Source organism: Bradyrhizobium canariense, assembly GCF_900105125.1.
Lineage (GTDB): Bacteria > Pseudomonadota > Alphaproteobacteria > Rhizobiales > Xanthobacteraceae > Bradyrhizobium > Bradyrhizobium canariense_A.
In genome coordinates this window covers 5,109,178-5,129,595 of record NZ_LT629750.1, presented here as the reverse complement: position 1 = coordinate 5,129,595, position 20,418 = coordinate 5,109,178, and the positions used below count along the sequence as shown (strand labels likewise).

General features: G+C 62.7%; 18 protein-coding genes. 10 read left to right on the top strand and 8 right to left on the bottom strand.

Annotated elements, in window-relative coordinates:
* Positions 1 to 23: 23 nt before the first annotated feature.
* Genes BLV09_RS24335 through BLV09_RS24325 form a run of 3 tightly spaced genes read left to right on the top strand, consistent with a single transcriptional unit; the run spans position 24 to position 2,776 of the window.
* Positions 24 to 770, top strand: coding sequence for an SDR family oxidoreductase (locus BLV09_RS24335; RefSeq protein ID WP_167558876.1), 747 nt, complete (start codon positions 24 to 26; stop codon positions 768 to 770).
* 35 nt (positions 771 to 805) lie between these two features.
* The gene (gene lpdA, locus BLV09_RS24330; protein WP_146689199.1) at positions 806 to 2,209 is read left to right on the top strand and encodes a dihydrolipoyl dehydrogenase; all 1,404 of its coding nucleotides are present in this window, start codon (positions 806 to 808) and stop codon (positions 2,207 to 2,209) included.
* A 36-nt stretch (positions 2,210 to 2,245) separates the two neighbouring features.
* Positions 2,246 to 2,776, top strand: a complete 531-nt coding sequence (locus BLV09_RS24325) for a hypothetical protein (protein ID WP_146689198.1) — start codon at positions 2,246 to 2,248, stop codon at positions 2,774 to 2,776.
* 188 nt (positions 2,777 to 2,964) lie between these two features.
* On the opposite strand, the gene BLV09_RS24320 is transcribed toward BLV09_RS24325, so the two are convergent.
* Positions 2,965 to 3,555 carry a DUF4337 domain-containing protein gene (locus BLV09_RS24320; protein WP_100384795.1) on the bottom strand — a complete coding sequence of 197 codons (591 nt, stop codon included), beginning with the start codon at positions 3,553 to 3,555 and terminating at the stop codon, positions 2,965 to 2,967.
* 108 nt (positions 3,556 to 3,663) lie between these two features.
* Positions 3,664 to 4,635 (bottom strand): tyrosine recombinase XerC, encoded by a 972-nt coding sequence (locus BLV09_RS24315; RefSeq protein WP_146689197.1) that lies wholly within the window; start codon positions 4,633 to 4,635, stop codon positions 3,664 to 3,666.
* Positions 4,636 to 4,787: 152 nt separating this feature from the next.
* Here BLV09_RS24315 and BLV09_RS24310 point away from each other — a divergent pair, with 152 nt between their 5' ends.
* On the top strand, positions 4,788 to 6,998 hold the full coding sequence (locus BLV09_RS24310; RefSeq protein ID WP_146689196.1) for a primosomal protein N': 2,211 nt from the start codon (positions 4,788 to 4,790) through the stop codon (positions 6,996 to 6,998).
* Between the two features lie 137 nt (positions 6,999 to 7,135).
* Here the strand turns inward: BLV09_RS24310 and BLV09_RS24305 are convergent, their stop codons facing one another.
* On the bottom strand, positions 7,136 to 7,669 hold the full coding sequence (locus BLV09_RS24305) for a septal ring lytic transglycosylase RlpA family protein (protein ID WP_146689195.1): 534 nt from the start codon (positions 7,667 to 7,669) through the stop codon (positions 7,136 to 7,138).
* A 651-nt stretch (positions 7,670 to 8,320) separates the two neighbouring features.
* Here BLV09_RS24305 and BLV09_RS24300 point away from each other — a divergent pair.
* The 6 genes from BLV09_RS24300 (at position 8,321) to BLV09_RS24275 (ending at position 15,162) form a co-directional block, all read left to right on the top strand.
* Positions 8,321 to 8,881 carry a F0F1 ATP synthase subunit delta gene (locus BLV09_RS24300; RefSeq protein WP_146689194.1) on the top strand — a complete coding sequence of 187 codons (561 nt, stop codon included), beginning with the start codon at positions 8,321 to 8,323 and terminating at the stop codon, positions 8,879 to 8,881.
* Positions 8,881 to 10,410, top strand: coding sequence for a F0F1 ATP synthase subunit alpha (gene atpA, locus BLV09_RS24295; RefSeq protein ID WP_100384790.1), 1,530 nt, complete (start codon positions 8,881 to 8,883; stop codon positions 10,408 to 10,410). Before BLV09_RS24300 ends, atpA begins: the two co-directional genes overlap by 1 nt.
* 107 nt (positions 10,411 to 10,517) lie before the next feature.
* Positions 10,518 to 11,396 (top strand): F0F1 ATP synthase subunit gamma, encoded by an 879-nt coding sequence (locus tag BLV09_RS24290; RefSeq protein ID WP_146689193.1) that lies wholly within the window; start codon positions 10,518 to 10,520, stop codon positions 11,394 to 11,396.
* A gap of 46 nt (positions 11,397 to 11,442) precedes the next feature.
* Positions 11,443 to 12,873, top strand: a complete 1,431-nt coding sequence (gene atpD / locus BLV09_RS24285) for a F0F1 ATP synthase subunit beta (protein ID WP_100384788.1) — start codon at positions 11,443 to 11,445, stop codon at positions 12,871 to 12,873.
* 89 nt (positions 12,874 to 12,962) lie between these two features.
* Entirely contained in the window at positions 12,963 to 13,370 is a 408-nt protein-coding gene (locus BLV09_RS24280) for a F0F1 ATP synthase subunit epsilon (protein WP_146689192.1), read from the top strand.
* 136 nt (positions 13,371 to 13,506) lie between these two features.
* Positions 13,507 to 15,162: an adenylate/guanylate cyclase domain-containing protein gene (locus BLV09_RS24275; protein WP_146689191.1), complete on the top strand. Its 1,656-nt coding sequence runs from the start codon at positions 13,507 to 13,509 to the stop codon at positions 15,160 to 15,162.
* On the opposite strand, the gene BLV09_RS24270 is transcribed toward BLV09_RS24275, so the two are convergent.
* The 5 genes from BLV09_RS24270 to BLV09_RS24250 form a co-directional block, all read right to left on the bottom strand.
* Positions 15,159 to 15,671, bottom strand: a complete 513-nt coding sequence (locus BLV09_RS24270) for an RNA pyrophosphohydrolase (protein WP_146689190.1) — start codon at positions 15,669 to 15,671, stop codon at positions 15,159 to 15,161. The genes BLV09_RS24275 and BLV09_RS24270 overlap by 4 nt on opposite strands.
* Positions 15,672 to 15,678: 7 nt before the next feature.
* Positions 15,679 to 16,182 (bottom strand): RNA pyrophosphohydrolase, encoded by a 504-nt coding sequence (locus BLV09_RS24265; protein ID WP_100384784.1) that lies wholly within the window; start codon positions 16,180 to 16,182, stop codon positions 15,679 to 15,681.
* A gap of 95 nt (positions 16,183 to 16,277) precedes the next feature.
* On the bottom strand, positions 16,278 to 17,471 hold the full coding sequence (locus BLV09_RS24260; protein WP_146689189.1) for a divergent polysaccharide deacetylase family protein: 1,194 nt from the start codon (positions 17,469 to 17,471) through the stop codon (positions 16,278 to 16,280).
* Between the two features lie 196 nt (positions 17,472 to 17,667).
* Positions 17,668 to 19,026 carry a S41 family peptidase gene (locus tag BLV09_RS24255; protein ID WP_100384782.1) on the bottom strand — a complete coding sequence of 453 codons (1,359 nt, stop codon included), beginning with the start codon at positions 19,024 to 19,026 and terminating at the stop codon, positions 17,668 to 17,670.
* Entirely contained in the window at positions 19,023 to 20,402 is a 1,380-nt protein-coding gene (locus BLV09_RS24250) for a murein hydrolase activator EnvC family protein (protein ID WP_146689188.1), read from the bottom strand. Before BLV09_RS24250 ends, BLV09_RS24255 begins: the two co-directional genes overlap by 4 nt.
* Positions 20,403 to 20,418: the final 16 nt, after the last annotated feature.

The window sequence follows — 20,418 nt, the reverse complement described above, 5'->3', positions numbered from 1 at the left end:
GCGATGAAATATTGGGGGCGATATTGACCGACAGAGTTGCTGTTATCACCGGCGGCAGCCGTGGAATCGGCCGCGCCACTGCGCTTGCTGCGGCCCGCCGCGGGTTTCGCGTCGTGGTCGGTTACGCCACCAACAAGGCCGCGGCCGATGACGTGGTCGCGCAGATCGGCGCCAGCAACGGCAAAGCCATCGCGGTGAAATGCGATGTCGCCAGGGAGAGTGATATCCTTGCGCTGTTCGAGGCCGCCGACAAATTCGGAACGCTGGGTGCTCTCGTCAACAACGCCGGCATCGTCGGCAAGACCTCTCGTCTCGATGAGATGTCGGCGGAGCGCATCGCGCAGATGATGGCCGTCAACGTCACCGGCAGTCTGCTCTGCGCCCGCGAGGCAGTGAAGCGGATGTCGACGCGCCACGGCGGCAACGGCGGTGTCATCGTCAATCTGTCGTCCGTCGCTGCGAAATTGGGCGCGGCCAACACCTACATCGATTACGCGGCTTCCAAGGGTGCGATCGATTCGTTTACGCTCGGTCTCGGCTATGAGGTTGCGGCTGAAGGCATTCGTGTCGCGGCGATCCGGCCGGGGCTGATCGATACCGAAATTCACGCCAGCGGCGGCGAGCCCGATCGCGCGCATCGCCTCGCCGGCAACGTGCCGATGAAGCGCGTCGGCACCGCGGAAGAAATCGCCAACGCCATTGTCTGGCTGATGTCGGACGACGCCTCCTACGTGACCAGCGCCATTCTTGATGTATCGGGCGGGCGTTAATACCTGTCACACCCTTCAGCTACAGGACTTCAATCATGGCCACCTACGATCTCGTTGTCATCGGCACCGGCCCGGGCGGATACGTCTGCGCGATCCGCGCGGCGCAGCTCGGCATGAAGGTCGCCGTGGTCGAGAAGAACGCAACGCTCGGCGGCACCTGCCTCAACATCGGATGCATGCCGTCGAAGGCATTGCTGTATGCCTCCGAGATGTTCGAGGAGGCCGGGCACTCCTTTGCGAAAATGGGTGTCAGCGTTCCCACGCCGAAGATCGATCTGCCGGCGATGATGAATTTCAAGCAGCAGGGCATCGACGGCAACGTCAAGGGCGTCGAGTTCCTGATGAAGAAAAACAAGATCGACGTCATCAGCGGCAAGGGAAAGATCCTCGGCACCGGCAAGGTCGAAGTCACTGGTAGCGACGGCAAGACGCAAACCGTCGAGACCAAGAATATCGTTATCGCCACCGGCTCTGATATCGCGCGGCTGAAGGGCGTCGAGATCGACGAGAAGCGCATCGTGTCGTCGACCGGCGCACTGTCGCTCGAGAAGGTGCCGGAGAAACTGTTGATCGTCGGCGCCGGCGTGATCGGGCTTGAACTCGGCTCGGTCTGGCACCGGCTCGGGGCGCAGGTCACTGTGGTGGAATTCCTCGACCGTATCCTGCCCGGCATGGACGGCGAGGTCGCCAAGCAGTTTCAGCGCATTCTGGAAAAACAGGGTTTTACGTTCAAGCTCGGCGCCAAGGTCACCGGCATCGACACCTCAAATAAAACGCTGGTCGCGACCATCGAGCCGGCCGCGGGCGGCGCACCGGAGAAGCTGGACGTCGACGTGGCACTGGTGTGTATCGGCCGCGTTCCCTACACCGAGGGTCTCGGCCTGAAGGAAGCCGGCGTTGCACTCGACAATCGCGGCCGGGTGCAGACTGATTCGCACTTTGCGACCAGCGTGAAGGGCGTCTACGCGATCGGCGACGTGATCGCCGGTCCGATGCTCGCGCACAAGGCCGAGGACGAAGGTGTGGCCTGCGCGGAAATTCTCGCCGGTCAGGCCGGGCACGTGAATTACGATGTTATCCCAGGTGTTGTGTATACCACGCCGGAAGTCTCAGCGGTCGGCAAGACCGAAGAAGAGCTGAAGCAGGCCGGCGTCGCCTACACCGTTGGCAAATTCCCGTTTACTGCCAATGGCCGCTCCAAGGTCAACCAGACCACGGAAGGGTTCGTGAAGGTTCTCGCAGATGCGAAGACCGATCGTGTGCTCGGTGTTCATATTGTCGGCCGCGAAGCCGGCGAAATGATCCACGAAGCGGCGGTGCTGATGGAATTCGGCGGTTCCGCCGAGGATCTCGCGCGCACCTGCCACGCTCATCCGACGCGTTCTGAAGCGATCAAGGAAGCCGCGCTTGCAGTCGGCAAGCGAGCGATCCATATGTGATCGACGCCCGGCGCCCGCCGGGCCGAGATGACATTGATGATGCGCCGCCTTCTTCAGCCGCTTTGGGTTCTGCTCGCGATCATCTTCCTGATCGAAGCCTGGTTGTGGGATCATCTCGAGCCGATCGTGGCCTGGTTCGTGGCGCTGATTCCGCTGCGCGCGTTCAAGCAATGGCTGGCGGAACGCGTCGATACGCTGTCGCCGGCGATGACGCTGATCGTGTTCATCGTGCCGGTGATTCCGCTGTTCCCGCTGAAGCTGGTCGGCTTCTGGCTGCTCACCCATGAATATTGGATGAGCGCCTTCGTCACCATCATCTTCGCGAAGTTCCTCGGTGTCGGCGTCGCGGCTTTCGTGTTCGATGTCACGCGGCCGAAGCTGCTCGAGATGGAATGGTTCGAGAAACTCTATGAGTTCGTCCTTATGCTGCGAGCAAAGGCGAATGAGGTGGTAGATCCGATCAAACGGCGAATCAGGCAAGCCCTGAGCGGCGCCGGCGACGGCTGGTCAGCGCGAATGCTGCGGCTGATCCAGCGCTTCCGCAAGAGCGTGCGCGAAGCGCGTTAGCTCTGTCACGGCCTTAGTGACCCAACAGACGTTCGTCAGCGAAGATGCGCTCCCTCTCCCTTTGGGAGAGGGTTGGGGTGAGGGGTTGCGCTCCATCGATAGGCCGTAACCCCTCACCCGGCGCTGATGCGCCGACCTCTCCCAATGGGAGAGGTGAATCTCGCTGCCTCGATGAAGAATGACGAAAGCTACGGCAGGTGCAGAAGATGCGGCATGAAGATGCCGAGTGCGGTGAACGCGATGCCGGCCAATGTCAGCAGACCGGATATCCAGGCGAGCGCAATGATGCCGGTGATGATGGTCGCTGAAGCCAGCACGATGCCGATCTGAAACGCCGCTGAAGCAAGTTCGAAGTGATGATACTTTGCTTCCGCGAGGTCGCGCTCTTCTTCGGCATGCTTGGCGCGTTCGGACAATTGCTCGGTGCCTTCGCCGGTTTCAGGCTCGGAGCGGTAGCGCGCCGCGGTCTTCTGCCAGTCGTCGATCTGTTTTTGCGCCGCCGCCTTGGCGGCATCGTCGCCGATAGCGCCGAGGCCCAATTTGGACTGTTCTGCCGCGGTCTGGACCACCGTGCGACGGATGCTCTTGGCCTGAAAGAACGCCCAGAAGTTCGATGCCTCGACGTTCTTGCTGATGGATTCGGTCTGGGCGCCCTTGCCCAGCGTCTCCGACAGCGCCAGACACAGTGCGATCACGGCGATCAACAGCGCGATCTTCCGGTTCTCGCCGGCGGCTTCCTTGGCGTGGTCCGCCTGCTCCATGCTTTCCTGCGCGCTCATGATTCTCTCCCTGGCTCGGACGTTCACGATTGCCGAACAACATCGCCTGCGCAAGGGGCAGGCGGATGCGAAAGGGCCGGGTCTGGTCGATAGAATAAAGAGGCGATCTCAGGCGCGCGGATGCGCGGAGCGGTAGACTTCCAGCAGTCGCTCGCTATCGATGCCGGTATAAATTTGCGTGGTCGAGAGCGAAGCGTGGCCGAGCAATTCCTGGATCGCGCGCAGGTCGCCGCCGCGGCTGAGCAGATGGGTCGCAAAGGAATGCCGCAACGCATGCGGCGTTGCACTGTCGGGCAGGCCGAGCGCGCCGCGCAACCGCTCCATCGTGAGCTGAATGATACGGGCTTTCAGTGGACCACCTCGCGCGCCGACGAAGACCGGTCCTTCCGGCGGCAGCGGATACGGACAGACAGCCACATAATCCTGAATCAGCGCCAGCACGTTTTGCAGCACCGGGACCATGCGGGTCTTGTTGCCCTTGCCGGTCACGATCAGCACGTCGCCCGCGCCGGGCAACGGCACATCGCGGCGCTTCAGGCCGAGTGCTTCGGAGATGCGCAGGCCCGACCCATACAACAGCGCCATGACGGCGGCGTCACGCGCCCAGATCCAGGGATCGCGCTCGTCGCCAGCGCGCTCGTCGGCGTCGGCGAAGCGCTTGGCCGCCGCCATCTGGATCGGTTTTGGCAGGGTCTTGCCGACCTTGGGCGCACGGATCGCCGATAGCGCACCGACCCTGCCTTTGCCTTCCCGTTCGAGGAAGCGGCCGAACGAGCGCAGGCCTGCCAGCGTCCGCATCAGCGAACGACCGCCGATATCATCGGCGCGCCGCATCGCCATGAAAGCCCTGACATCGGTGGCCTCAAGCGCGGCAAAACGCGACAACGTCACCCGCGTGCCCCAATGCTCCGCGAGAAAGACGAGACATTGGCGAACGTCGCGGGTATAGGCCTCGAGCGTCTTCGGCGACAGCCGGCGCTCGGCGCGCAGATGCGACAGCCAGCGCGTCATCTCGAGCGTGACGCTATCGTCCGCGCAGTCGAGTTCGATCGGTTGGATGGCGGGCCCTGATTTGGTCATGGATCTCTGGACGCCGTGAATCGAGCGATTATATCGCACCTCTTTCGTTTACCGTTCGCTAACTTGCAAAACCGGCGGTAGCCTGATTCTGGCCCCGGCCGGCGCGCCGTCCTAAGCTGGGTCGGCCTTTCGACCTCAAATCTGATTCTCCGATGGACCGCCCCCTACGCAGCAGCACCTCATCCGCATCAGCGACAGGCATCGTCGATGTGCTGGTGCCGGTTGCGCTCAATCAGGCCTATTCCTATCGCGTGCCGCGCGGCATGGAACTCAAGCCGGGGGATGTGGTGTGCGTGCCGCTCGGCCCGCGCGAAGTGGTCGCGGTGGTGTGGGCCGAAAATGCCAATCCCGATCCGCGGCTGCATAACCGTCTGAAAGATGTCGGCGAAAAGCTCGACGTGCCGCCCTTGAAGGAGGAACTGCGCACCCTCGTCGATTGGGTCGCCAACTACACGCTGTCGGCGCGCGGCATGGTGCTGCGCATGTGCTTGCGGATGGGCGACAATCTCGGACCTGAGCGGATGCGGGTGGGTGTGCGGCTGGTCGGCGAGCCGCCCCGGCGCATGACGCCAGCGCGGCGGCGGCTGATCGATGGCCTGTCGGACGGTTTGCTGCATGCGAAATCCGAAGCGGCGAGGGAGGCTGGCGTCAGCACTGGCGTGATCGATGGCCTTGTCGACGAGGGCACGTTGGCGGTCGAGGTGATGCCGCCACCACTGCCGCCGCCCGCGCCGGACCCATCCTTCGCGCAGCCCGATTTCTCCCGTCAGCAGCGCACGGCGGTCGACGCGATGCGGGCGCTGGCGGCGAACGGCAGCTTTCACGTTGCGCTGCTCGACGGCGTCACCGGCTCGGGCAAGACCGAAGTTTATTTCGAAGCCATCGCGGAAATTATCCGTCGCGGCAAGCAGTCGCTGATCCTGATGCCGGAGATCGCGCTGACCGGACAATTCCTCGACCGCTTCGCCAATCGTTTCGGCGTGAAGCCGCTCGAATGGCATTCCGAGCTGACCCCGCGCACCCGGGCCCGAAATTGGGCCGCGATTGCGGCAGGCCAGGCGCCGGTCGTCATCGGTGCGCGCTCGGCGCTGTTTCTGCCCTATGCCAATCTCGGACTGATCGTCGTCGATGAAGAGCACGACCAGGCCTACAAGCAGGACGATGGCGCGCATTATCACGCGCGCGACATGGCGGTGGTGCGTGCGCACATCGCCAAGATCCCGATCGTGCTGGCGTCGGCGACGCCGTCGGTCGAGACGGAGGTCAATGCGCGCAAGGGCCGTTATCAGCGCGTGGCGCTGCCGTCGCGGTTCGGCGGCCAGCACATGCCGCATATCGAGGCGATCGATCTGCGGCGCGAAGCGCCGCCGCGGGGCCGCTTCATCTCGCCGCGGCTTGCCGAACAGATCGGGCATGCCATCGAGCGGCGCGAACAGGCGCTGTTGTTCCTCAACCGACGCGGCTACGCGCCGCTGACGCTGTGCCGGGCCTGCGGACACCGCTTTGCCTGCACGATCTGCGACGCCTGGCTGGTCGATCACCGATTCCGCCAGCGCCTGGTTTGCCATCATTGCGGGTTCTCGATGCCGCGTCCGCCAACCTGTCCGCATTGCGCGGCGGAGGAATCGCTGGTGGCGGTCGGCCCCGGCGTCGAACGCTTGCAGGAGGAGGCGGCAAGCCTGTTTCCGCAGGCGCGCACCATGGTGTTGTCGAGTGATCTCATCACCTCGATCGAGACCATGCGCAGCGAATTGAACGAGATCGCGGAAGGGCGGGTCGATATCATTATCGGCACGCAGCTGGTGGCGAAGGGGCATCATTTTCCGCGGCTCAATCTGGTTGGCGTGGTCGACGCCGATCTGGGCCTCAGCAATGGCGATCCGCGTGCCGCCGAGCGGACCTTTCAACTGCTCAACCAGGTGATCGGGCGGGCCGGGCGTGATCAGGGCCTTGGGATCGGCTATCTGCAGACCCATCAGCCCGAGCATCCCGTGATGAAAGCGCTGGTGGCCTGCGATCGCGAGGCGTTCTACGCCAGCGAAATCGAAGGCCGCGAAAAATCAGGCTATCCGCCGTTCGGGCGGCTGGCGAGCCTGATCATTTCCGCAGGCGACCGGCCGACGGCGGAAGGTTTTGCGCGCAAGCTGGCGGCGATCGCGCCGATCGATGAGCGGATCCAGGTGCTGGGCCCGGCCGAAGCGCCGCTGGCGGTCATCAAGGGCCGCTATCGGTTCCGGCTGCTGGTGAAATCGCTGCGCAATGTCGATCTGTCGGAGTATCTGCGCGAATGGCTCGCGGCCGGTCCAAAGACCAAAGGCAATCTCAAGCTCGAGATCGACGTCGATCCGCAAAGCTTTTTGTAGCGTCACCGATCGCCCCGGGCGGCGTGAAAACAAAAAAGCCTGCCGTTTTGCGACGGCAGGCTTGGTTTCGGCGTGCAGGAAGTTCCGCGGCCGTTACGCAACGCTTGCTGGATGGATAGGAAGACGCGTTAAACGCGTTAGCCGACAACTTCGGCGGTGACGCGGCCGACACCGGCGCTGGTCAGGCCGATGGCGCGGGCAGCGCCCGTGGACAGGTCGAGCACGCGGCCACGGACGAACGGGCCCCGGTCATTGACGGTGACGACGACGCTGCGGTCGCCATGGGTCACGCGCAGCTTGGTGCCGAATGGCAGCGAGCGGTGGGCGCAGGTCATGGCGCTCTGATTGAAACGCTCGCCCGAGGCGGTGCGGTGACCCGATTCGTTGCCGTAATAGGAAGCCATGCCCGAGAAGCTGCGGCCGCCCGAGGACCGGCCGATCGAAGCATTGGCATTGAGCCAGGAATATCCGGAACCAGCGCCCCAGGTTCCGCCGCCAAAGGCGTTGCTGGCGTGGTGGGAATGGCGATGGCCGTAATGATGGTGGTGATGCCGGGATTTAGCCGAGGCTTCGGTGATGCCGCCACCGAACACGAGAGTTGCGGCGACAACAGCGAGCGCCGTGCGTGACCGGGTTACTGTTCCCAGTGCCGACTTTTTGGATGCATGCATTAAAACAGTCCCTCAAGATAGTATTGTCACGTGTGTGACAAGTGGAACCCCCGTCCCCGCTGTGAGTGACCGCGTTTGGTGACCTAATAAGGCGTGAATTGGGCAGTAAAGCTCGTTTGTCTCCGGTTGAAATATCTTGTTACCAGATGGACAGGCTCACAGATGTTCTGAAATCTTTCGTTTAACGTTTCTTTAACTAATTATTTACTTAGAAATACTGATTAAATGATATCTCTTACTTTGGCTTAAGATTTACGTAAGTAATACACAAATGGAGTGAATCGGCCTGTTGGGTTCCACGCAGGTCGCTCATAGCGCCTATGCAATCCGGGGCGGAACAACGTCTCGCCGGTTCCGCACGAGATCTGTCCTCTTCTTGACGCCGACTCCAAACTCATCAAAACGGATTCGAGCGAATTGCTTTTGACTAGCCCTGGAAGGGGTCCGCGACATCGCAGCACCTGTTGCCGGTGTCATGTTGCACCTGCGCTTTTGCTATGTTAGCAAAGCCGCGATTTTGCCGGTCCCGGTACAGCTCGTACCGGTCGAAAATCGAAGTCCCGCTTGAATTCCAAGGGCTTGGATCGCTAGGCGCCGCATTGTGGCGACGGTTTTTCCCTTGCGAATTTGACAGCAATAAAGAGCGCGCTTGTGACTGCAGAAGATCCGTCGGTTTCGGGAGTGTCAGGCCGTTATGCAACGGCCTTGTTCGAGTTGGCGCACGATGAAAAATCCATCGATGCGGTAAGGGCCGATCTCGACCGGTTCGATGCCATGCTGGCGGATAGCGCCGATCTCAAGCGCCTGGTCCGCAGCCCGGTGTTTTCGGCGGATTCGCAGTCGAAGGCGCTGGCCGCGGTGCTCGACAAGGCCGGTATTTCAGGCATTTCCGCCAACTTCCTGAAAGTTCTCACCGCCAACCGTCGGTTGTTTGCGGTGGGCGATGTGATCCGCGCCTTCCGCGCGCTGGTCGCCAAATTCAAGGGCGAAGCAACGGCCGACGTTACCGTTGCCGAAGCGCTCAGCGACAAGAATCTCGACGCCCTCAAGACCGCGCTGAAATCAGTGACGGGCAAGGATGTCGCGCTCAACGTGAATGTCGATCCTTCGATCATTGGCGGCCTTGTGGTCAAGCTCGGTAGCCGCATGGTGGATAGTTCGCTTCGCACCAAACTCAATTCGATCAAGCACGCGATGAAAGAGGCAGGCTGATGGACATCCGCGCCGCGGAAATTTCCGCGATCCTCAAGGACCAGATCAAGAATTTTGGCCAGGAGGCTGAAGTTTCCGAAGTCGGACAGGTGTTGTCCGTCGGCGACGGCATTGCCCGCGTCTACGGCCTCGACAACGTCCAGGCCGGCGAAATGGTCGAGTTCGAGAACGGCACGCGCGGCATGGCGCTGAACCTCGAAACCGACAACGTCGGTATCGTGATCTTCGGCGCCGACCGCGAGATCAAGGAAGGCCAGACCGTCAAGCGCACCCGCGCCATCGTCGATACGCCGGTTGGCAAGGGCCTGCTCGGCCGCGTGGTCGATGCGCTCGGCAATCCGATCGACGGCAAGGGCCCGATCCAGGCGACGGAACGCAAGCGCGTCGACGTCAAGGCGCCCGGCATCATTCCACGCAAGTCGGTCAACGAGCCGATGGCCACGGGCCTCAAGGCAATCGATGCGCTGATTCCGGTTGGCCGCGGCCAGCGCGAGCTGATCATCGGCGACCGTCAGACCGGCAAGACCGCGATCGCGCTCGACACCATCCTCAACCAGAAGCCGCTCAACGCCCAGAGCGACGAGAAGATCAAGCTGTATTGCGTCTATGTCGCGATCGGCCAGAAGCGCTCCACGGTGGCGCAGTTCGTCAAGGTGCTCGAAGAGCAGGGCGCGCTGGAATATTCGATCGTCGTCGCCGCAACCGCGTCCGATCCGGCGCCGATGCAGTATATTGCGCCGTTCACCGGCTGCACCATGGGCGAATATTTCCGCGACAACGGCATGCACGCCGTCATCATCTATGATGACTTGTCGAAGCAGGCGGTGGCCTATCGCCAGATGTCGCTGCTGCTGCGCCGCCCGCCGGGCCGCGAAGCCTATCCCGGCGACGTGTTCTACCTGCATTCCCGCCTGCTGGAGCGCTCCGCCAAGCTCAACGATGACCATGGTGCGGGTTCGCTGACGGCATTGCCTGTCATCGAAACCCAGGCCAACGACGTGTCGGCCTATATTCCGACCAACGTGATCTCGATTACCGACGGCCAGATCTTCCTCGAGACCGATCTGTTCTTCCAGGGCATTCGCCCGGCGGTCAACGTCGGTCTGTCGGTGTCGCGCGTCGGATCGTCGGCGCAGACTAAGGCGATGAAGAAGGTCGCCGGCAAGATCAAGGGCGAGCTGGCGCAGTACCGCGAAATGGCGGCATTCGCGCAGTTCGGCTCCGACCTCGACGCATCGACGCAGCGCCTGCTGGCGCGCGGATCGCGGCTGACCGAACTCCTGAAGCAGCCGCAATTCTCGCCGCTGAAGATGGAAGAACAGGTCGTGGTGATCTACGCTGGCGTCAACGGTTATCTCGATGCGCTGCCGGTCGCCAAGGTGCGCGCCTTCGAGGACGGCCTGCTGTCGCTGCTGCGTGGCAAGAACGTCGACCTCCTCAACACCATCCGCGACACCCGCGATCTCAGCGACGATACCGCCGCCAAGCTCAAGGGCGTTGTCGAGGGTTACGCCAAGACGTTCGCATAACGATACGGTTGCATCATTTGCCGTCATGGCCGGCACGAGGCCGGGCATGACGAAAGAGGGGCTTGCGGTCGGATCTTTAAGGATCGGATCGCCGGGGTGAACGAAGAATGGCTTCACTGAAAGACATGCGGGTCCGCATCGCCTCTACCAAGGCGACGCAGAAGATTACCAAGGCCATGCAGATGGTGGCGGCGTCGAAGCTGCGCCGCGCGCAGAACGCTGCTGAAGCCGCGCGGCCCTATGCGGAAAAAATGGACGCCGTGATTTCCAACATCGCAACCGCGGCGGCGGGTTCGCCCGGCGCGCCGGTGTTGCTGGCCGGGACCGGCAAGGATCAGGTGCACCTGTTACTGGTCTGCACCGGCGAGCGCGGCCTGTCCGGCGCCTTCAACTCATCGATCGTGCGTCTCGCCCGCGAGCGCGCGCTGGCGCTGATGAACCAGGGCAAAGAGGTCAAGTTCTTCTGCGTCGGCCGCAAGGGTTACGAGCAGCTGCGCCGCACCTTCGACAAGCAGATTATCGAAAACATCGAATTGCGCTCGGTTCGCCAGCTCGGCTTCGTCAACGCTGAAGACATCGCGAAGAAAGTCGTCGCGCGCTTCGAGGCCGGCGAGTTCGACGTCTGCACGCTGTTTTATTCGCGCTTCAAGTCGGTGATCTCGCAGGTCCCGACCGCACAGCAGATCATCCCGCTGGTGGTGGAAGCACCTGCCGCGAATGCCGGACCTGCGACATCCTACGAATACGAGCCGGAAGAAGACGAGATTTTGACCGGCCTGCTGCCGCGCAATCTCGCGGTACAGATTTTCCGCGCGCTGCTGGAAAACAACGCGTCGTTCTACGGCGCCCAGATGAGCGCGATGGACAACGCCACCCGCAACGCCGGCGACATGATCCGCAAGCAAACCCTGATCTACAACCGAACCCGCCAGGCGATGATCACCAAGGAGCTGATTGAAATCATCTCCGGCGCCGAGGCGATCTAATCCCGCCGACGGTCGTTTGAGATAGAATTCGAAGGAGAGAGTTTTCATGGCTACACCCGCGAACCAGACCGGACGCATTACCCAAGTCATCGGCGCCGTCGTCGACGTGCAGTTCGAAGGCCATCTGCCGGCCATTCTGAACGCGATCGAGACCAGGAACGGCGGCAACCGCCTGGTGCTCGAAGTGGCGCAGCATCTCGGCGAATCGACTGTGCGCACCATCGCGATGGACACCACCGAAGGTCTGGTGCGCGGCCAGGAAGTCAGCGACACCGGCAACCCGATCATGGTTCCGGTCGGCGCCGGCACGCTCGGCCGCATCATGAACGTGATCGGCGAGCCCGTCGATGAGGAAGGCCCGGTCAAGGCCGAGGACATGCGCGCGATCCATCAGGAAGCGCCGCTGTATACGGATCAATCGACGGAAGCGGAAATTCTCGTCACCGGCATCAAGGTCGTCGATCTCCTGGCGCCTTACGCCAAGGGCGGCAAGATCGGCCTGTTTGGCGGCGCCGGCGTCGGCAAGACCGTGCTGATTCAGGAGCTGATCAACAACGTCGCCCGCGCCCATGGCGGCTATTCGGTGTTCGCCGGCGTCGGCGAGCGGACCCGCGAAGGCAACGACCTGTATCACGAGTTCATCGAGTCCGGCGTCAACAAGAAGGGCGGCGGTGAAGGCTCCAAATGTGCGCTGGTCTACGGCCAGATGAACGAGCCCCCGGGCGCCCGTGCCCGCGTCGGCCTTACCGGTCTGACCGTCGCCGAGCATTTCCGCGATCAGGGCCAGGACGTGCTGTTCTTTGTCGACAACATCTTCCGCTTCACGCAGGCCGGCTCCGAAGTGTCGGCGCTGCTGGGCCGTATTCCGAGCGCCGTGGGTTATCAGCCGACGCTGGCGACCGACATGGGCGCGCTGCAGGAGCGCATCACCACCACGCATAAGGGCTCGATCACTTCGGTGCAGGCGATCTACGTGCCGGCCGACGACTTGACCGACCCGGCGCCCGCCACCTCGTTCGCGCATTTGGACGCCACCACGGTGTTGAACCGCGCGATTTCGGAAAAGGGCATCTATCCGGCGGTGGACCCGCTCGACTCCACCTCGCGCATGCTGTCGCCGCTGGTCGTCGGCGAAGAGCATTACACCACCGCACGCATGGTTCAGCAGGTGCTGCAGAAGTACAAATCGCTGCAGGACATCATCGCCATTCTCGGCATGGACGAACTGTCCGAAGAAGACAAGATCGCGGTCGCGCGCGCCCGCAAGATCGAGCGCTTCCTGTCGCAGCCGTTCTTCGTCGCCGAAATTTTCACCGGCTCGCCCGGCAAGTTCGTCGATCTCGCCGATACCATCAAAGGCTTCCGAGCCATCTGCGAAGGCAAATACGATCATTTGCCGGAAGCCGCCTTCTACATGGTCGGTAACATCGAAGAGGCGGTCGAGAAGGGCAAGAAGCTCGCGGCCGAAGCGGCCTAAACAGCCGAATGGTGAATAGGGAATAGTCAAAAACTATTCCCGTTGTTCGCCACTTACTATCAGCCACTCGCCACCCGCAGGACCACACCATGGCCACCTTCCACTTCGATCTCGTCTCGCCGGAAAAGCTCGCCTTCTCCGGCGAAGTCGATCAGGTTGACGTTCCCGGCGTCGAGGGTGATTTCGGCGTGCTCGCCGGACATGCACCGGTGGTGGCCGCGATCCGGCCGGGAATTCTGACGGTGACATCCGGCGCTACGCATCAGAAGATCATCGTGCTTGGCGGCCTTGCGGAAGTTTCCGACAAGGGGCTTACCGTGCTCGCCGACGTCGCGACGTCGATCCAGGATCTGGACCGGCAGGCCTTCGCCAACCAGATTGCCGCGATGGAAGCCAATCTCGCCGAGAAAGAGGGCTCGGAGCTCGACCATGCGATCGAGCGGCTCGATCACTTCAAGAGCATCGAGCATCAGCTCAATTCGACAGCGCTGCACTAGAATCTTTTCCGCACCCGGCATTTCAAAAATCTGAATTGTGACAACGACCGCCGTGATTGACGGGCGTTGAACCCGGTTGCGCCGGGGAATTTCTGGCGGCATTCTGCCGCAGCAGATTTGCCCGGGGCCGGCCTTCATGAAACGCAAGATCGCGGCGATTTTTGCGGCCGATATTGCCGGCTACAGCAGGCTGGTTGCGGAGGACGAGGAGGAGACGCTGCGTCGTCTCGCCGCCTATCGATCCGTCGTCGACGATTTCATCGCCAGGGCCGGCGGCCGTATTTTCAACACCGCCGGTGACGCCGTTTTCGCCGAATTTCCAAGCGCGGTCGAAGCGGTGCGATGCGCGATCGACATCCAGGAAAGCCTGCGCACCCGGAACATGGCGTATCCGCCCAGCCGGCAGATGAGTTTCCGTATCGGGATCACCATCGGCGACGTGGTTGAGCGCGATGGCGATCTGCTCGGCGATGGCGTCAACATCGCGGCGCGGCTCGAAGGTCTGGCCGAGGTCGGCGGCATCTGCGTTTCACGCGCAGTGCACGAACAGGTCGCCAACAAGCTGTCGGTGCAGTTTGCCGATATCGGCGCGCAGGAAGTGAAGAACATTCCGACTCCCGTCTATGCCTATCTGGTGGCGATGCGGCGTGAGGACGGAACCTATGCGACGCCGCAGATAAAGAAACCGGCAGCGAAGCCACTTGCCGCCGGCGTTCAAAACTGGATGTGGCCGATGGCCGTGATGGTGGTGTGCCTTGTCGCGATCGGCGTCGGCGGCTTCCTTTATTTCACCAAGCTGGAGCTGCGCGACAAAGCCCGGGATTCATTGCAGGCCAGTAACCACGCCGCGCCGGTAACTGCGCCGGCACCAACGCCATCGGCGACGGCGGTCGCCCCTCCACCGGTTACGCCGGCGACAGCCGCAGCGGTGGCGGGCCGCCCTTCGTCTGTGCCCGCGCTTTCGACGAGCGAGCGGTTTTCGGCCGAAGCGGTGCCGTTCGTTACTGATCGCGCCCGGGTCGTGCTGGCCAATGAATATGTCGCCGCGGCCGAGCCCAAGGCGTTTGCCTTGAACCTGAACGGCGTGATCGGTCTGGCCAGCAGCCAGCCGAACGAAGAAGCCGCGAAAAGTGCCGCGCTCGAACAGTGCCAGGAGCGCGCAGATTCAATCCAGTCGCCGCGTAAATGCGAGCTCTATGCGATCGGCAGTAATGTGGTTTACCCGCATGGCAGGCCGCCGGTGCCCCCTCTTCCGTGGTTCAAGCGCGACCCCGTGACCGAGAAACCGTTCGCGCCGGCGGCAATGCCGTTTATGCGCGATCAGGCCCAGGCGAGGCTGGAGGGCAATTACATGCCCGGCAAGAAGAGCAAGGCGATTGCGGTCGGTCCGGGCGGCAATTTCATCTTCTACACCGACGGCGCGACGGTCCCGGAGGTGGTGCGCCGGGCGCTGGAGACTTGCGGTGCGCTGGCCGGAGTTCCCTGCATGATCGTGGCGATCGACGATGTCTTCGTTGTCCCGGTGCCAACCATGATGAAAGCTACCGGACCCTTCCGCCCGGCCGACAATCCTTCGATTGCGGGCGACGCTCGAGATGACGTCGCACGCCAGCTCGCGGAGGCATCGACAGGATGGAACGCGGTCGCGGTCGGTTCATCCGGTCGTCCGGGAATGGCGCTAAAGGCCGCCAGTGAGCAGGATGCGGTCAACGGCGCGCTTGGCAATTGCGCCAAGCGCGACAGCAATTGCCATGTCATCGCGATCGGGCCGTACGCAGTCGGGCCGAATTAGCTCGTTTTGCTCTGCGCGAATTTCGCGAACTGCCGCGCCACGGCCCGATACACCTCGCGCCGGAACGGCACGACGAGATCGGCGACGCAGTCGAGCCGCTCCCATCGCCAGGAATCGAATTCCGCCGGCTGGCCGTTGCGCGATGTCAGCGGATCGATTTCATCGTCGCGCCCGGTAAAGCGCAACGCGAACCATTTCTGGCGCTGGCCGCGGAACTGCGCGAGCCGGTGGGAGGCGGGGCCATCGACGGACGGAAATTCATAAGTCAGCCAATCGGTCTCGCCGAGATAATCGGCGCTCACCGCGCCGGTCTCTTCCCAGAGTTCGCGCATCGCCGCCTCGCGCAGATCTTCGCCGGCGTCAACACCGCCCTGCGGCATCTGCCACTCCAGACCCGGGAGAATGATTTCGGGGCCGTCATCCTTGAAGCGCCGCCCGATCAACACCTGACCGGCGGCGTTGAACAGCGCGATCCCGACATTGGGACGATAAGGTTTTGCACGGGTCATGCCGGGATCAGCTGCCGGCAAGTCCGGAAAATTCCTTCACCACGCGCTCGTAGACCGGCCGCTTGAAGGGAACGATCAGGTCGGGAAGATTCTTCATCGGCTCCCAACGCCAGCTGACGAATTCCGCCTTGTGGCCGCCGCCGGGACTGGCGACGTTGATCTCGGCATCCTTGCCGGTGAAGCGCACCGCGAACCATTTCTGCCGCTGGCCGCGATAGCGGCCCTTCCAGGCGCGTCCGGCCACGGTGCGGGGAATATCGTAGATCAGCCAGTCCGCAACTTCGCCGAGCTTTTCGACTGAGCGGACGCTGGTCTCCTCGTAGAGTTCGCGCTTCGCCGCCTCCCAGGTATCCTCGCCGGGATCGACGCCGCCTTGCGGCATCTGCCAAACGTGGGACTGGTCGACATGCTCGATGCCACCGGCGCGACGACCGATGAAGACAAGCCCGGCTGCGTTGATCAGCATCATGCCGACGCATGTCCGGTAGGGCAGGTCTTCGTAACGCGCCATGTCGTGAAAGCCTTTTTGCTGTCAAAGCCTCTTGCAGGATCGATCGGATCAGCGAGACCGCGATGGGTCCGAAGTCGCGCCAATCCGGGGTTGCTTTAGCTTGATTTTGATTTCAGCATCGCCGTTGTCAATGGCACCAGCATAATGCCATGACTTTCGAGCGTCTTGATCCAGACGCCGATCCGCTCGATCGAAACCGGCAGCGCCGAGGCGACGCCGACGGCGGTTCCACGCTCTTTCGCCAGAGTTTCGAGGTTGGCGAGCGCGCGGTCGATTTCCGCCTGCGTTGGAACCGTATCGATGCCGATATCGGCCTTGGCGAACGGCATCGCCTGGCCGGCCGCCAGTGACGCGGCGACGCTGCGCGGCGCGGTTCCATCGTCAAAATATCCGAGCCCGCGCTTGGCCGCCTCGCGGATAACAGGCTGCATCATCGCATCGGTGACGACGAACTTGCCGCCCATGAAATTGGCGATGCCGGCATAGCCCTGGAATCGGCTGAGGTGCCAATATAGCCGGTCGATATTCTGCTCGGGGCCGAGCGTCGTGAGCAGGGTCTGCGGGCCGGGATCATTGTCTGGATAATCGAACGGCTCCATCGGAATCTGCAGCAGGATCTCGTGACGCTGCGCGCGCGCCCGTTCGGCCAGCTTGGAGGGATCCGAGCCATAGGGCGTGAATGCCAGCGTTACCGCGGGCGGCAGCTTCAGGATGGCGTCCAGCGTTTTGGCCGCGCCCACGCCTAGGCCACCGACAACGATGGCGACGACAGGCATCTTGGCCGCTTTGACGCGATCGGCGTCGGCAGCGTAGACCGTGAAAGGTTTCAGACCATCGGAAACCACCGGGATCATGCCGTAGCGGGATTTCTCCAGCAGCCGCGGATCGATCCCGGTCATCATCGCCGGCGGCGCGTCAGCCGGGCTGCTGTCGGCGCCATCGCCTGATATCGTGACGTCGTGGCGGGCGCCGCTCGAGCCGTCGATGATGGTGACGGTCTTTTGCTCGCCCGTCGCCGCCTGCTTGGGCGCGGATTTCGCAGCCGGCTCGGAAGCAGCCGGAAGCGCGGGCTTTGCATCCGGAGGCGCGTTCGGCAGGGCAATGCGCACGATCGGCTCGCCGCCCAGCGGATTGTCATTGAAGATGGCAAAGCCCGCGAAAGTCACCAGAAACAGGCCGAGCAACACGGCAAGCGCCTGAAATCCCGTAAACGGCAGGCGGTATCGGCGCTTGTGGCGCGCAGTTTCCTGTCCGAGCGGTGCGCTCAGATCATCGGCCGTCTCTGCCATGGATCTTCCCGAATCAGCCCGGCCGACGATACCACGACGGGACAATGTCGCGGCATAGCCAAAGGACCGCCGTGTCTTCGCCGAAGATTGGCCCTCAAGCACTAGGTTTTACGTGATTCGGGGCGGGCGGAACTCGGCAACAAAAAGGGCGGCCCGAGGGCCACCCTTTCGAGAACGAGTCTGCCAGCCGATAGGCTTAGTTCGCATCCTTCTCGGCAGGCTTGTTGTCGATGGCCGCCTTGTCGCCACTGGCCGGGGCGGTCGGATTGACCTTGACGCCATGGAGCAGGTCGTCGGCCATCTTCAGGGCCTTGTCGTCCTTGGCGTCCGGCGGCACGTAGGATTGCGAACCGGTTTTCTCGTCGCCCTCGGACTTCAGATGGCCGCGCAGCGAAGCTTCGCCCTTGGTGTCGGTCCGCGATTTCAGCTCGTCGGGCACGTCCTGAAGCACCTCGATATCGGGCTTGATGCCTTGGGCCTGGATCGATTTGCCCGACGGCGTGAAGTAGCGCGCGGTGGTCAGGCGCAGCGCGCCATTGCCGGAGCCGAGCGGGATGATGGTCTGCACCGAGCCCTTGCCGAACGAGCGCGTACCCACCAGCGTGGCGCGCTTGTGGTCCTGCAATGCGCCGGCAACGATTTCCGACGCCGATGCCGAGCCGCCGTTGATCAGAACGATCACCGGCTTGCCCTTGGTCAGATCGCCCGGATGGGCAACGCGGCGCTGGGTTTCCTCGGCGTTGCGGCCGCGGGTGGAGACGATCTCGCCGCGCTCGAGGAAGGTGTCGGACACCGTCACCGCCTCTTCCAGCAATCCGCCGGGATTGTTGCGCAGGTCGATGATGTAGCCTTTCAGCTTGTCGCCGATCTGGCTTTGCAGATTGCCGATTTCCTTCTTGAGGCCTTCGGTGGTCTGCTCGTTGAAGGTGGTGATGCGGATATAGGCGATATCGTCGGCTTCGACATGCGCGCGGACCGAGCGGACGCGGATGTTGTCGCGCACCAGCGTGACGTCGATCGGGTTGTCCTGACCCTTGCGGATGATCTTCAGCTTGATCTTGGTATTGACGGGCCCGCGCATTTTCTCGACCGCCTGATTGAGCGTGAGACCCTGCACAGCTTCGTCGTCGAGATTGGTGATGATGTCGTTGGCCATGATGCCGGCCTTGGACGCCGGCGTATCATCGATCGGCGAGACGACCTTGATCAAACCGTCTTCCATCGTGACTTCGATGCCGAGGCCGCCGAATTCACCGCGGGTCTGCACCTGCATGTCGCGGAAGCTCTTGGCATCCATGTAGCTCGAATGCGGGTCGAGGCCGGACAGCATGCCGCTGATGGCGGATTCGACCAGCTTGCCGTCGTCAGGCTTCTCGACATAGTCGCTGCGGACGCGCTCGAACACATCGCCGAACAAGTTGAGCTGGCGATAGGTGTCCGAGGTTGCGGCACGCGCGCTCGATCCCATGAACATGGAGCGCGGTTGGGTCACGAACAGCGTCAACGCCGCGCCAGTGGCAGCGCTCAGGAGAACGAGAGAAGTCTTGCGCATCATCCGCGAACCTTTTCGCCTTCATTTGCGGCCCACCATGGACCTGGATCGATTGGAGTGCCGTCCTTACGGAACTCGATATAGAGCACGGGCTGGCTCGCGTTGGCCGCGAATATCGAGGCCACCTGGGATGTCGTCCCCATGGTAGCGACCGGCTCCCCCGTAAGTACAAACTGTCCGATGTTGACCGAAATACGCTCCATCCCGGCGATCAGGACATGATACCCGCCCCCGGCATTGAGGATCAAGAGTTGTCCATAGCTGCGGAACGGACCCGCGTAAACAACCCATCCGTCACACGGGGTTGTGACCTGGGCTCCGGGCCGGGTAGCCAAGGAAATGCCTTTTTCCACGCCACCGGCACCATCGGAACCGCCAAAATCACGAATCCTCGTGCCGTTTACCGGCATTGAGAACAGCCCCTTGGCGGAAGCGAAAGCAATCGCCGGGCTCATCCGGGATGGATCCTTCAAGGCAGCCAGATTCGGTTTGCCGTTGAGGGAGGCCGGGGTTCCTTGCACGCTGGCGGCTGCAGCCGCCTTCGCCGCCGTCTTCGAATCCTGCTCCATTTTGGCGATCAGGCCCTGCAGGCTGTCGACTTGTTTGGACAGTCCGATGGCGCGGGCGTTTTCCGCTTCCATGTCTTTTTCGACCGAGTTCTGCTGCCGCTGCCGCTCATCGATCAAGGCTGCGAGCCGGGTCTGGTCATCCCTGAGTTTGTCGCGGCCGGCGGCAAGCCGGTCGCGCTCGGCGGCGATGGTCTTGCGAAGCCCGACCAGTTCGCCGAGGTCGTCGGCCAGTTTCTGGGCGCGCGCGTGCAGCTCGGGCACCACCGCTCCCAGCAGCATGGCGGTGCGGAGCGATTGCAGCGCATCTTCCGGCCTCACCAGCAACGCCGGTGGCGTACGCCGGCCGGCGCGTTGCAGGGCGGCCAGCACCTCGGTGATCTCGGCGCGGCGCGAATCCAGCGAACCGCGAATTTCCTGCTCGCGAACGTCGAGCGGATGCAGTCGCGCTTCGGCGTCGCCGATTTGGGTTTCGACGCTTCGCACCTGGGCGGCGATGTCGATCAGCTGCTGATTGAGCTTGCTGCGGTCCTGTCCGATCGCTGCGATATCGGCCTTGAGCTTCTCCTGAAGCTCGGCCGCGTCTTTTTGCTGCGCGCGGGTGGCTTCGAGTTCCTGCTCGCGCTGCTTGATGTCATCGGGTGAGGTGGCCGCCGGTGGCGTCGCTGCGACAATCTGGGCCGCTGCGGGCAACAGACCTGCGCCGGCAAGGCCCGCGGATAGCAACACAACCGAAATCGGAATTCGCAGAGAATGCAACTGACCGCGACCGGCGGTGTCTGAGTGAGGAGGAATGTCCCGACCTGGCTGCATCGAACCCGAATCAGTG